We start from the raw sequence: 13175 nt of genomic DNA on the forward strand, positions 1-13175 counted from the left end.
GCTTTATTTAGCAGCAAACTGACCATAGAGCAGGGTAGGTCGGAATGGTGCATAAATGGGCTTTTGCGAGTTTTTTGTGCTACAAAATTTCTTAGCAAAAAACTACATGAAGCCGATAGATAAAGAAGAAGAAATGAGTAGGAGAGGGATACCCTTGGCTAATTTTTCATGGAATCACCAAATGAAAATGAAGTACATCTTTTTATTCCTGGGGTTACTATTAGTTGTTCTATCAGGCTCACGCTTATTGTGGATGGAGTTGTTTGGCGGTTTACAACAGGATTCGATAAAAAACGGGGAACTCCATTTGCGTAATTGGAATGCAGAAGACGGGCAGATTGTTTTGCTTGACGGGGAATGGGAATTGTATTCCTCACATTGGTTCATGGATGGCAAAAAGCAGCAGGGCTTGGCCTTGAGTGAGCCAAGGATGATTCAAGTTCCAGGGGGATGGAATCAAGCTGTGCATCCCGGGACCTCTACTCCATATGGATTCGGCTCGTACCGCTTACGAATATATGTGAATCCGCAGCAGGATCTCAACTATAGTATTCGTGTGCCAAGTATACGCACTTCGTCGGAAGTATACGTAAACGGCCGGTTACTGGCTAAATCCGGGCGTGTAGCGGATTCGGAAGAAGCCTCTATCGCTAAGAATCTTCCGTATTCTACAACCTTTAAGGCGGACAAAGATGGTGTAATCGAATTGGTAATTCAAGCGTCCAATTATGTGGATAGCCGGAGCGGGGGCATTGTCCGGTCTATTAAATTCGGGACAGAAGAAGCAATTACCCAAGAGATGAAACTTTCGGTATCTATGCAGGTTCTGACAACGGTTATCTTTCTGATCCATTCTGCCTATGCGTTTATATTATTTGTATTGGGTAACAAGCAGACAAAGTTGCTGTATTTCTCTTTGCTGACATTCTCTTTCACACTAAGCGGTGCGTTAAGCAGTGATGAGAAGCTGTTCCATCAAATCATTTATATCGGCAACGTATGGGATTTCCGGCTATCCAATGCGGCTTTTTTAGTTGGAGCCTATGCATTATTGGAGTGTACGAATCATCGCGAACTAGCTGTTTGGCACAGAATATATCCTGTATTTAGGGCACTGATCTTGGGGACCGCAGGGATTACGCTATTGTTGGATACCTATCAGTTAACCAGCATCTTCCCTGTGTATAATCTGCTAGGCGGTACTGCTGGAGTCGTTGCAACGATTGCGATCTGTAGAACAGTGGTCAAGGATATGAGAGGGAATCTGTTATTGTTGTTCTCCATCCTTGCGTTGATCCACCATATGATCTGGATGCTCTTCTGGCGGGAGGGCGGTTATAATCTTCTCTATTATCCGTTTGATTTGATTATTTCAATGGGGTGTTTGGCCTCAGTATGGTTTAGGAATTATTTTAAAATGTACGAAAATACGAATGAGCTTGCAACAACCCTGCAAAGAATGAATGACCATAAGGATCAATTCCTGGCGAATGCTTCACATGAGTTCAAAAATCCGCTGCACAGCATGCTCAATCTATCACAATCTGTTATGAAACGGGAACAGCATGTAATGCAGGCAAGAAGCATCAAAGAGCTTGAAACTGTTTCTTCTGTAGGGCACCGGCTAACCTTGATATTAAATGATTTGATTGATGTGATGAGCCTGCGGGAAGGCAATCCCCGTATCAGCAAAAAGGTTATACCGATCCAGCCGATCGTGACGGGTGTACTTGATATGCTGCAATTGAATGCAGAGGTGAAATCTATACAAATTACAAATCAAATTCCTGAAGATTTTCCTCTGGTCCATGCAGATGAGAACCGGATTATTCAGATCCTCTTCAATTTACTTCATAATGCTGTGAAATACACAAATGATGGAGTTATTTTGATTTCGGCTTATGTAAACGACGGGAGGGCTTATATCGTTGTTGCTGATACCGGAATTGGAATGGATGAGGACATGCTTAAATGCCTATTCCATCCATACGAGCAAGCCAACACAACGGAGACCATGATTGAAGGCGGCTTCGGGTTAGGGCTGAGTATAAGCAAACAACTGGCGGAGCTTCATGGGGGCACATTGGATGTAACCTCCGTTAAAGGAGAAGGTTCGCAATTCAGCTTTTCTTTACAACTGGCAGGCTTGGAAGCGGAGGCGGAGAGTGCGCCGGCGAAATCTTTTGAACCGTTACCCATATCTGCTGTGGCAATTCAAGAACCTGTTCCAATGATCATGGACAGCGCAACCCCCCTGAGTGATGAGACACCGGCAACGTTCTTCAAGATGGATTCCGACCGTCCGGTTCTATTAATTATTGATGATGATCCTGTTAACCTTCAAGTGCTTGAAGCCATACTGCCACCAGACGAATATGATACAACCATGGTAACCAGTGGCAGACAGGCGTTGGCTATTCTGGGTACGAAGGAATGGGATGTGGTAATCTCTGATATCATGATGCCGATGATGTCCGGATATGAACTGACACGAAGGATTCGTGAGCGATTTACCTTCACAGAGCTTCCTGTTCTGCTTCTTACTGCAAGAAGCCAGCCACAGGATATACATAGCGGTTTCCTGGCGGGAGCAAACGATTATGTGACGAAGCCGGTAGAGGCCATAGAACTTAAATTGCGGATACAGGCGCTAACAACGATTAAGCAATCCATTAGGGAACAGCTGCGATTAGAAACTGTATGGCTGCAAGCCCAAATTAAGCCTCATTTCTTGTTTAATGCTTTGAATGCTATATCAGCATTAACGGATATTAATCTGGAGAAGATGCGTGATTTGCTTGATGAATTCACTAATTATCTGCGAAACAAATTTAAATTCCAGAACATTGCAAGTCTTGTTCCGGTTGCAGAAGAGCTGAGTTTAGTGCGTTCTTATTTATATATTGAACAGGTGCGGTTTGAAGAGAGGCTGCAGGTGATTTGGGAGATTGATGATCACAGGTGCATCAAAGTCCCGTTTCTTACGATTCAGCCTCTCGTTGAGAATGCAATTAAACATGGAATCATGAAGCGCAAGCGTGGAGGCAGCATTGTCATACGTATTTCCTTCGTGGAGACCCGGGCAGAGATCACAGTTAAAGATGATGGGGTCGGAATGGATGAGGTTCAATTGCAGCGATTATTGGAAAGGCGTAAAAGCAGTAGTTCCGGCGTCGGATTAATCAATACGGATCAGCGCTTGAAGCGGCATTTCGGAACAGGCCTTCATATCACAAGCTCGCTGGATGCAGGGACAACGGTAACTTTTCACGTTCCGCTCAGCAGTAATGAATAACAATGATGAGATCGGGCGGAAGGATGAAGTGGAAACGGTACCTTCCTTTAAAAGGACGGTACCGTTTCCACTTGTACAGTTTAGTTTCGTACGCAGCGTTAATGTTATCCACATTTCGTTATCCACGCGATTTAGACTTCGGCTTCTCCAACCGGCTACGTTCACGCATAGCGTTGATTTGCCTCGCATGTCTTTCGTCCCGGCGGCCTTGTCTCGTTCGGAGTTGGCTCAGCATAATGAGCAGGCCCAGGGTGCCGAGTACATAAGAGATGATGGGATTCACTTCATTCCACAGGTTGACCCCGGCCAGAAGTAATACTGCGCCAATGATGGTGGCAATCAACCGCTGTGTATTTTTATTCTGCGTCTCGATTAATTTTTGCTCGAGGGAGCTCGCCAGCTTGACCCTTAAGCCTCCGCTATCCATTTTATCGATTGCAGACATGAACTTCTTGGTCGTTGGAAGGATGTCTTTGAGCATATCCTTGCCATCCGCTACAACTTTGGAGATGACACTTCCCCGCAGATCCCTCCGCACCACCTGTTCCACGTAAGGCTTAACCGTCCCGACCAGATCAAGCTCAGGGTCCAGTCCGGTACAGAGGCCGTACACGGTGCCTATGGCTTTGCCCAGGAATGTGGTATTGGCAGGTAATTGAAAAGGCTGAGAGTAGAGGAAATTGCGTAATTCCTCCACATTGTCGCCTGACGTCACAAAACTCAGGTCAAATGTATCGCCGTTGATTTGTTCGAATAATAACGTAAGGTTCCTGGAGAAGACCTCCAGATCTACATTCCGTCTTAAAAATCTTAACCGGTTCAGGGCATCGATGGCGCCGTGTGCGTCCTTCAAGTATACGGCCAGCAGGAGGGCGACCATCTGGGTCTTCATATCTCCGGGAATTCGCCCAACCATGCCAAAATCGATCAGGGCGATGGTGCCGTCAGGCTGCACGAGCACATTGCCAGGGTGGGGGTCTGCGTGAAACAAGCCATTCAATAAAATCTGTTCCACGAACATTTCGATCAGCGATGTTGCCAGTTGGGTCCGGTCTACCCCCCAAGCCTCGAGCTTGGCGAAATCATTGATTTTGACACCCTCCATAAACTCCATGGTCAGCACCTGCGATGTAGTACAGGACCAATGGATGTGCGGAATCACGACATCCTTCCGGTGGGCTAGCTGCTGCTTGAACTCTTCGGCATTACGCCCTTCTTGCTGATAGTCGAGCTCTTCCATAATGGTGTCATGAAACTCATCATACACGGCATCAAGATCCATGAAGTCTGTAATCATCTTCTGGCGCTTCAATAACGAAATAGCGACCTGAATGGATTTCCAATCAATCGCGATAATGTCCTCCACCCCGGGCCGCATCACCTTCACGGCGACTTGCTCACCTGTCCGTAAGGTGGCCCGGTGGACCTGTCCGAAGGATGCTGCTGCAATAGGAGTCTCGTTGAACTCAGCATACATCTTGCTGATGGATACCCCGAGTTCACGCTCTACCTTCTGCTGGATCTCGGAGAAATCTACGAATTCTACAGAATCCTGCAGCTTGGACAATTCTTCAATAACTTCCTTCGGCAGCATATCCACCTGCGCACTCACATGCTGCCCAAGCTTGATAATTAACCCGCCCATATCCATGGCGGTTGTCGTGAAATACGCTGCCTGCTTGCGGTATAAGGCTTTGGTTCTCGCTGCAAAGCGCCGCCGTGACATCAAGTACTTCAGCTTGCCCAGCCACCAGAAATCCCAGGCGAACTTGAAAATCATCCGCATGGTTCTTCGGAACCGTACATCCTTCATTAATTTAAGGAATTCGCTCATTCTTGCTCAACTACCAGAGGTCCATTATGCTGCATCCCAAATCTCTCCTTCTAATCATCCATGAGCCTAATTGTATGATATTTCATACCAGACAGATATACAATTAAAGGCTTGGGCGGCTGGCTGCTGATGACTCAGGTTCGTCCCTGAATGCCCGGCGGCCGAGCAAGCCGACCACCAAAGCCAGCGATGTCAGAACCGCCGCCAGCAGATACAGGTTGACGATCCCGAACCGTTCGGCCAGTCCTGCCATGACCAGCAGCGAGATGCAGAACACCAGATGCAGCAGCGAGGCTTGCGCCGACAGCACCTTGGGCAGCATCTGCTTACTGGTGCTGCGCTGGATGAGGGTGCGCCGGTTAATCACCGACAGCTCCGCGAACGGTCCCATCAGCAGGACAAGGACCAGTGCTATATACGGCTGTGTAGTCAGAGCATACACCATGGTGAGCAGGCCATAGCCCGCCATACCGATGAGCATCGCCCCCAGATAACGGTTGCCGATGAGACGCACTGCCGACAGGACCAGCAGCCCGCCGCCGACCGTTCCTGCGAAATAGGCTGCGTTAATGAAGCCCCACCATTCTTCGCCTTGCTTCAGCGCCACCTGGACGAAGGCCAGTGTGAACGCGCCGACCCAGACCGAGCCTCCAAGCATGTCGATGATGTCCATGAAGGTCAGCATCCGCAGGCGGGGCATACGCCAGATGACTTGCCAGCCTTCAGTCAAGGTCTTCCATTTCGAAGCAGATGACGGTGCCGGTTCAGAGTCCGCCTGCTGTCCCTGCATCTGGACACTTGCCTCTGCCGACTCTCTGACGCCAAGCGTAAAAGCGGCCGCCAGCCCATAGATGGCCGCTGTCAGCAGCAGCGCCGGGCTGGGCCCAAGGAATGCGACCAATAGGCCGCTCAGTCCCCAGCCCGCAAACTGCACGACCTGATCACTGACGCTGATCAGACCGTTGGCTTGAAGCAGCCCCTCCTCCCGCGTTACGAGCCGCGGCACCAGTGCATTACGGGCTGGAACGGTCCAGCCGTCGAGGAAGGACATGACGAAGACCAGGGCAAAGACCAGCATGAGTGAAGCAGCAGCACCGTTAAGCTGCAGGTACAGAGCCAGCAGCACAAACAGCAGGAACTGGCCTGTCTGTGAGATTAGCAGCAGCGAGGGCAGCTTGATCCGGTTGATGAGCAGCGGCGCAATGAAGCCGCTCACCATCTGGGCCGAGCTGCGCATCAGCGGCATCAGCGCCGCCGAGACAAGCGAATCCGTCCGGTCCAGCACCAGCACCGTCAGCGCCATAATATACAGGACATCGGCGGCATTCGCCGCCGTCTGAGTTGTCCAGAGATAATAGAAGGAACGTGTTAATAACCGTGGTTTCAAGAAATTCCGGGCCTCCATTTCTGCATCCATAACCTCAAATGTAAGATAAGGATAACAATAATGGAAATTTCAGATTTTGACAAACCTCAGAGGAAAGATGAAGGCGTTACATTGTTCATTTCATATGACGGGTTAACGTCCAGAATATCAGAGCGAGCGCACTGACCGCTGCACCAAGTATGCACACTCCGGTCCAGCCCGAATAAGCGTAGATACTGGTAGAAGCAATGGAGCCGGTGGCGCTGCCAATGGAATAGAAGACCATGTAACCGGCAGTAAGCCTGCTGCGGGCTTCCGGGCGCAGATTAAGGATCATGCTCTGGTTGGTGACGTGTACGGCTTGTACGGCCAGGTCAAGAAGGATAATCCCGATGATTAGCGCGAGCAGTGAATGGGGGGTATAACTGATTGGCAGCCATGAGATAAGTAGCAGAGTTAGCGCGACGCCGGTAGTCTTTTGCCCTAACCCCCGATCGGCCAGACGGCCTGCCCGCGCTGCTGCTAACGCTCCGGTAACTCCGGCGAGACCAAACGCTCCAATCGCAGTATGGGACAGAGACAGCGGCGGCGAGCTGAGAGGCAGCACCAGGGAAGTCCACAATATACTGAAGGCGGTAAAAATCAGCAAGCATAACACAGCACGGATTCGCAGAAGCCGTTCTTGTGCGAACAGGGTGAACAGCGAACGGAGAAGCTGCGGGTAGGATAAGGATTCTCTTGCAGGCTCAGTACCCGGCAGTACCCTGAACAATACACCTGCCATGATTAGCGTAAGTCCCGCCGAGACAAGATAGACAGCCCGCCAACCGGCCAGATCGGTTAACACACCGGCGAATGTTCGGGCCAGCAGAATACCAATGACAATTCCGCTGGTCACCACACCCACTGTACGTCCGCGTTCGGCCGGGGCAGCCAGAGTTGCTGCGAATGCAATAAGCGTCTGTGTCACTACCGCAAGCAGTCCGACCGTAGCTATACCTATGAATAACACCATGCTGGTGGGGGCAGTGCCCACAACAACCAAAGCCAGCACGGATACCAGCATCTGTCCGGCAATCAGCCAGCGCCGGCCCAGCAGATCGCCCAGCGGCACCAGCAACAGTAGTCCAATGGCGTAACAAATCTGAGTCACTGTAATCACGATGCCGACGGACGAATGCGTAATCCCGAATTCGCTGGAGATTGCGTCCAGTAAGGGCTGGGCGTAATAAATGTTGGCTACCGCCAGTCCGCAGGTGATGGCAAACAGAAGTGCTACCTTGCGGGACATTGAAGATGCAGGCGTTGGCCCGGATGGTGCGGTAATGGCTTGCGGTTCTTTTATAAAGCTGACCAGAGATAACACTTCCTTCGACATAGGGATATAATAACATACTGATTGGTATGAAATAATTCCTGATTAATATACCGCTAACCAAAATTAATTGTCAAGGAGTAACTGTGTATGTTCACTCTGATTGACAGGAGGATCTGCGGCAAATACAATCGTAATATACCATTCGATATGAAAAGAGGGAGTTCTATGGCCCGGCCGCGTGAATTTGATCAGGATAAGGCGCTAGAGACAGCTATGCATGTATTTTGGGAAAAAGGGTTCGAAGCGGCCTCCTTAAGCGACTTAACCGCAAGAATGGGCATTCAGCGTCCAAGCCTATACTCTGCCTTTGGAGATAAAAAAGGATTATTTGAAGCTGCCTTGCGAAAATATACAAGTTCCCATGCCGCGTATGTCCGGGGCAGTCTGCACAAGCATTCTTCGGTAAAAGAGGCATTCCGTACTTTTTTTGAAGATGTGGTGTCCAAAGAATATGAGAAAAGCCCGAGCACGGGGTGCTTCTGCATCAATTCAATGGTGGAGCTGGCTCCCCATGATGAGAAGTTCGAGATTCTGACCAGGGAACATCAGATGTACCTCTCGGTCATCTTCCAGGAAACGATTGAACGGGGCTTGCGGTCAGGGGAGCTAGATGCCGGGAATAATGCCAAGAATCTGGCGCAGACACTGGTCATTTCGTTAATAGGACTTACGGTGTTCCTGAAGTCCCGTCCTGACAGAGCAGTTATTGATACTTTTGTAAAAGAGATACTTAACTTATTAACCATATCCTAATCAAAAGAGGAAAGGTGATGGCCATCTTCATGGAATCAACTAAAGAGAGGGAGCTCTCCTTCGATATCCGCAGAACCTTTATCTTGGGTGCCTATATGCGGGAGTGGCAGATGCCGGAATACCGGGTCATTCTGAAGAAGCCCGAAACAGGAGCCTATGTTGAGATCTATTATTTTCCTGCAGTGGAGGGGGAAGAGATTGCGAGGTTTGCAACAGTCGGGTTATCCGCGACTCACCGCCCGAATGGGCAAGCTGTGGGTACAGAGTGGGTGATGGCTCTGACCTCTGACTTAGGCGGAGAGTCTATGGACCGGATATTTACCTATCTCAGTGATCTTATCGCCCATCATATAGAGGCTGCCGGTGATTCGCGGATACCTAGGGTTATGGAAGAGAGCCCGCTTGCCCCGGCTAACTGGACAACCACTGCTTTTCTATTGGATGAGCTGAGGGGAGAAAGTGAAGAGCTGGAGGAGCTTCAGGTCGGGAGCGAGAGGGTTGAGATCCTATGGGCGCTGCCAGTCACGGCGCAGGAGGCCGCATTAATCTTAAGTGAAGGCGTGGAAGCGTTCGATTCCTACGTCGAAAATATCGAGCATTCCATTATTGATCCGCGGCGCTAGTCAGACTCCAGTTCGCCGATACGTTCTGCGCCGTATAACTGGTTTAGATGTTCGATATGCGTGATTCCCCAATCATTCATGGCCTGCATAATGCCGGACAAGCTTCGTCCGTATTCCGTGATGGAGTATTCCACCTTCGGCGGGATCTGGTGGTAAATCTCGCGGTGGACAATATTGTGGTATTCCAGCTCACGCAATTGTTGTGTGAGCATTTTCTTGGTGATCTCAGGAATGGCTCGCTGTAATTCGCTGAATCTCATGGTTCCGTTAGAGAAGAGGCGCAGCAGAATGACGGGCTTCCATTTCCCCACAAAGATTTCTAATGCGGACTCGAATTTGCAGTAGGTCATGCCGCTGCCCCCTTGATTCACGTAAGGTATCTTTTAAGTAACTAGGTTTAATAAAAGTGTCTACTTCTCATGTGAAACCCTTCATATTATTATGCAACTAAGGTTTCTGGAGCGCAAGAAGAACCGCCTGTCCGGGTGGAGGGGATGCGGATGGTGTTTGCGTGAACATATGAGAGGGAGTGACACTGAACATGAATATTGTGCTATGGGTCTTACAAATTGTTCTAGGTGCGGGGTTCTTGTATTCGGGCTGGCTGAAGGCATTTCAATTGGAATCGGCCCGGGCGGCCTGGAGCTGGGTGAATGATGTGCCGCAGGGGCTGGTTATGGGGATCGGCATCGCTGAGCTGCTGGGGGTCTTAGGGTTGATTTTACCGATGGCGCTCCGAATCCAGCCGCAGCTCACTCCGCTCGCCGCTATGGGTCTGGCTGCTGCCGCATGTTCCGGCTTGGTCTTCCATCTACTGCGGGGCGAACCGGATGTGTGGATCAACATCATCTTTATAGTGCTGGCGATCATCATTACTGTTGGGCGTTTCCGGCTGTTGCAGGGAGGTTAGGGGTCGTCCCTTGACCCCGCAGTAGCACTATCATTATTTATGATACTAACCTTCTCTTCTAATCATTTTACCTGACCGCTGTAACAGCCTACACTTTGTATGAAGCCACTACAGCGTAAAACAGGAGGATATGAAGATGAAGGCAATTACACTTGGACCGCAGGGTCTGCAATATAAGGATCATCCGGACAAGCGTCCTGAACAGGGGCAGGTCAAGGTAAGGCTAAAGACAGCCGGACTCAACCACAGGGATTTGTTCATCATCGCGGCTGCCGCTTCTGCTACAGAAGGTGCGTCTGGTCCGATTCATCCTTGCGTGCTTGGTTCAGACGGGGCTGGCGTAATTGCAGAGACGGGTGAAGGGGTAACCGGCCTGTTTCAAGGGATGGAAGTTATCATTAATCCGTGTCTGGGCTGGGATCGGGCGGATGAGGTGCCTGTGGTTCCTGACATATTAGGGTACCCTGCAGACGGGACTTTTGCGGAATATGTCATTGTGCCAGAGCAGAATGTTGTGCCTAAGCCAGCGTATCTGTCCTGGGAAGAGGCGGGTGTGTTACCCTTAGCGGCACTCACTGCGTACCGGGCGTTATTTACCAGAGGGGACCTGAAGCAGGGCGAGCATGTGCTGATTCCTGGCATTGGCGGCGGAGTGGCTACGTTTGCCGCTCTTATGGCGGCAGCGGCTGGGGCGCAGGTTACAGTCACGTCCAGAAGTGAAGCGAAGCGTGCGCAAGCTCTGCAATTACCGGTTACACGGGTGATAGACAGCAACAGCCGTTGGCGGGAGGAGCTTCAGCATCAGCCTGTAGACCTGATCCTTGATAGTGTAGGGCCGGCGACATTCGGGCAATACTTCGAGGTCATTAAGCCTAACGGGAGAATCGTCATGTTCGGCGCAAGCTCAGGCGATGATCTCACCATTCCGGCAAGAGCGATATTCTTCCCGCAGCTTCAGTTGCTTGGAACGTCTATGGGCAGCCATGAAGAATTCACCGCTATGCTTGAGTTCATGGAGCAGCATCAGATACACCCTATCCTGGATAGCGTGTATTCCTTAGCTGAGACTCCGCTTGCCCTTCAGCGGATGGAGCGCGCGGAACAGCTGGGGAACATTGCCCTGAGAATAGGCTAAGGGTAAAGAGACAGGACTTAGAGACGCTACTGATTCGGCCCGATAGCCTTGCGCCAGCTCGATGTGATCGGTTTTTCGTCTACAATAAAAACGCTACTGACATAACGTTGTCAGTAGCGTTTTTTTATCATTGGACATGTAAACATTCAAGAAAGGATGAACACTTATGAATTTCGCTTCGATACGTATCATTACTGACGACATTGAGGGTCTGGTTGAATTCTATGAACAAGTGACGGGGGTGACAGCGGAACGGCCCGCTCCTGTATTTGCCGAATTCGTAATGCCTTCATGTACACTTGCCATCGGCCACTCCAAGACAGCGCAGCTATTCGGTACTGACTCTGTAGTGGCGGCCAGTAACCGAACGGTCATTCTGGAGTTCCGCGTTGACGATGTTGAAGCGGAGTATGCACGCTTGAAGCCAACTGTTGAGGATTGGGTACAGGAGCCAACCACGATGCCGTGGGGGAACCGTTCGATGCTGTTCCGAGATCCCGACGGCAACCTGGTGAATCTCTATCAGCCGGTGACGGAGGATGCGGTTAAACGGTTTGAGGGCAGGTAACGAAAGAAAAAGCTGAAGGTCCCGACGGGTAGCCTCCAGCTTTTTTGTGCATAAAGCCATGTCTAGTCCCCGTAACTCTTCAGCCAAGATTTCAGTGATCGGCTCATAATCTCATATTCGCTCTGTGCATCATCGGGATGCATCCTACGGCAATGAGGATAACACCAAGAAATCCTGTCACATAAATCACATCCTATGTCGGTTCATTCATATTTACTACGGGAAAATATTCGTTCAGGTTTCTTTTATAGAAATTCCTTACAATATAGGTATTGACTTGACGTGCACGTAAACTTGTAGGATAGAGCCATGAAGTACTTCATAGCCACAGGAAAGGAGAATTCATGATTACCACTCAGCTGAGTAAAATCGGAGAGGTATCGGCCCGGTACGGCATCTCCAGCCGGACGCTTAGATACTACGAGGAGATCGGGCTGATCGCCAGCATCAGGGAACCTAATAGCGCAAAACGCCTGTACAGCCAAGAGATGCTCAGGAGGCTCGAACTGATTCTGCTGCTGAAGCAGTTAAGCTTCTCCGTAAAAGACATTACAGCGGTTCTATTAGCCTCTGAACTGTCAACGGCGGTCGGTGTATTCTGCAACAAACTGGGAGAGGTTCAGCGGGAGATCAGCAATATGCTGGTATTGAGGGAGCTGCTCGAACGGTATGTGGAATTATTGCAGACACAAGGGGTTGCCAAGGGCAATGCCATCGTTCTGTTATTGGAGCAGTCGAAGAAGATTAATCTGGACGTTGCTGCCATGTTCCGTGAAGAAGAATTGAATATAAGAACGGAGGAATCAGGAAGAATGGAACATCAATTAGTGAAGCTGGAGGATCATCAGGTCCGGTTTATTGAATTGAAGCCGATGAAGGTGGCGTACTATCAGACTACTGCAGGGAATCAGCCGGAGGATGAGGCGTGGAATGTGCTGTATGCATGGGTGAAGGACAAAGGGTTAGACCAGGTTCCGGCCACCCGGTATTTCGGTTTCAATCAGCCTGGCGCGCAGAATGAGCATGGTTATGAAATGTGGGCTACGGTCTCTGGGGACACCGAACCCTCGGGAAAGGTACGGATCAAGCAGACGGGTGGCGGCCTCTATGCGGTCTCCAGCCTATACGGACTCGATATTCCTGAAGCCTGGAACCGCTTAAATGAATGGGTGCAGAGCAGTAAATATCAGCCGGGCCCGGCTCAATGGTTGGAGGAGCACTTCCTGTTCAACGGGGATATGTTTGTTAACGAAGCGTTCCAGCTCGATCTTTATTACCCCGTAGCCATCCAAGCGAAGGGTTAATCTAGACAT

Annotated in this window: 11 protein-coding genes; 7 read left to right on the forward strand and 4 right to left on the reverse strand. The window is 50.0% G+C overall.

Going from position 1 to position 13175, the window contains the following annotated elements:
• Positions 1 to 181: 181 nt before the first annotated feature.
• On the forward strand, positions 182 to 3295 hold the full coding sequence (locus MHH78_RS03135; RefSeq protein ID WP_341170271.1) for an ATP-binding response regulator: 3114 nt from the start codon (positions 182 to 184) through the stop codon (positions 3293 to 3295).
• A gap of 118 nt (positions 3296 to 3413) precedes the next feature.
• On the opposite strand, the gene MHH78_RS03140 is transcribed toward MHH78_RS03135, so the two are convergent.
• From MHH78_RS03140 to MHH78_RS03150, 3 genes are all read right to left on the reverse strand, one after another.
• Positions 3414 to 5129, reverse strand: coding sequence for an ABC1 kinase family protein (locus MHH78_RS03140; RefSeq protein ID WP_341166546.1), 1716 nt, complete (start codon positions 5127 to 5129; stop codon positions 3414 to 3416).
• 103 nt (positions 5130 to 5232) lie between these two features.
• The gene (locus tag MHH78_RS03145; RefSeq protein ID WP_340827709.1) at positions 5233 to 6516 is read right to left on the reverse strand and encodes an MFS transporter; all 1284 of its coding nucleotides are present in this window, start codon (positions 6514 to 6516) and stop codon (positions 5233 to 5235) included.
• A gap of 115 nt (positions 6517 to 6631) precedes the next feature.
• Positions 6632 to 7786: an MFS transporter gene (locus MHH78_RS03150; RefSeq protein ID WP_341170272.1), complete on the reverse strand. Its 1155-nt coding sequence runs from the start codon at positions 7784 to 7786 to the stop codon at positions 6632 to 6634.
• A gap of 252 nt (positions 7787 to 8038) precedes the next feature.
• Between MHH78_RS03150 and MHH78_RS03155 the strand changes: the two genes are divergently transcribed.
• The gene (locus tag MHH78_RS03155) at positions 8039 to 8626 is read left to right on the forward strand and encodes a TetR/AcrR family transcriptional regulator (RefSeq protein WP_341170273.1); all 588 of its coding nucleotides are present in this window, start codon (positions 8039 to 8041) and stop codon (positions 8624 to 8626) included.
• Between the two features lie 29 nt (positions 8627 to 8655).
• Positions 8656 to 9249 carry a suppressor of fused domain protein gene (locus tag MHH78_RS03160; protein ID WP_341166547.1) on the forward strand — a complete coding sequence of 198 codons (594 nt, stop codon included), beginning with the start codon at positions 8656 to 8658 and terminating at the stop codon, positions 9247 to 9249.
• Here MHH78_RS03160 and MHH78_RS03165 read toward each other — a convergent pair.
• Positions 9246 to 9599: a winged helix-turn-helix transcriptional regulator gene (locus MHH78_RS03165; protein ID WP_076085670.1), complete on the reverse strand. Its 354-nt coding sequence runs from the start codon at positions 9597 to 9599 to the stop codon at positions 9246 to 9248. The two genes, MHH78_RS03160 and MHH78_RS03165, sit on opposite strands and share 4 nt — an antisense overlap.
• Positions 9600 to 9790: 191 nt before the next feature.
• Here MHH78_RS03165 and MHH78_RS03170 point away from each other — a divergent pair, with 191 nt between their 5' ends.
• From MHH78_RS03170 to MHH78_RS03185, 4 genes are all read left to right on the forward strand, one after another.
• Positions 9791 to 10159 (forward strand): DoxX family protein, encoded by a 369-nt coding sequence (locus MHH78_RS03170; RefSeq protein WP_341166548.1) that lies wholly within the window; start codon positions 9791 to 9793, stop codon positions 10157 to 10159.
• A 136-nt stretch (positions 10160 to 10295) separates the two neighbouring features.
• Positions 10296 to 11294, forward strand: coding sequence for a zinc-binding dehydrogenase (locus MHH78_RS03175; RefSeq protein ID WP_341166549.1), 999 nt, complete (start codon positions 10296 to 10298; stop codon positions 11292 to 11294).
• A gap of 166 nt (positions 11295 to 11460) precedes the next feature.
• On the forward strand, positions 11461 to 11862 hold the full coding sequence (locus tag MHH78_RS03180; RefSeq protein ID WP_341166550.1) for a VOC family protein: 402 nt from the start codon (positions 11461 to 11463) through the stop codon (positions 11860 to 11862).
• A 344-nt stretch (positions 11863 to 12206) separates the two neighbouring features.
• A complete protein-coding gene (locus MHH78_RS03185) occupies positions 12207 to 13166 on the forward strand; it encodes an effector binding domain-containing protein (protein WP_341166551.1) in 960 nt (319 codons plus the stop codon).
• The last annotated feature ends 9 nt before the right edge of the window (positions 13167 to 13175 follow it).

Source organism: Paenibacillus sp. FSL H3-0333, assembly GCF_038002805.1.
In the GTDB taxonomy this organism is placed as follows: domain Bacteria; phylum Bacillota; class Bacilli; order Paenibacillales; family Paenibacillaceae; genus Paenibacillus_AQ; species Paenibacillus_AQ silagei.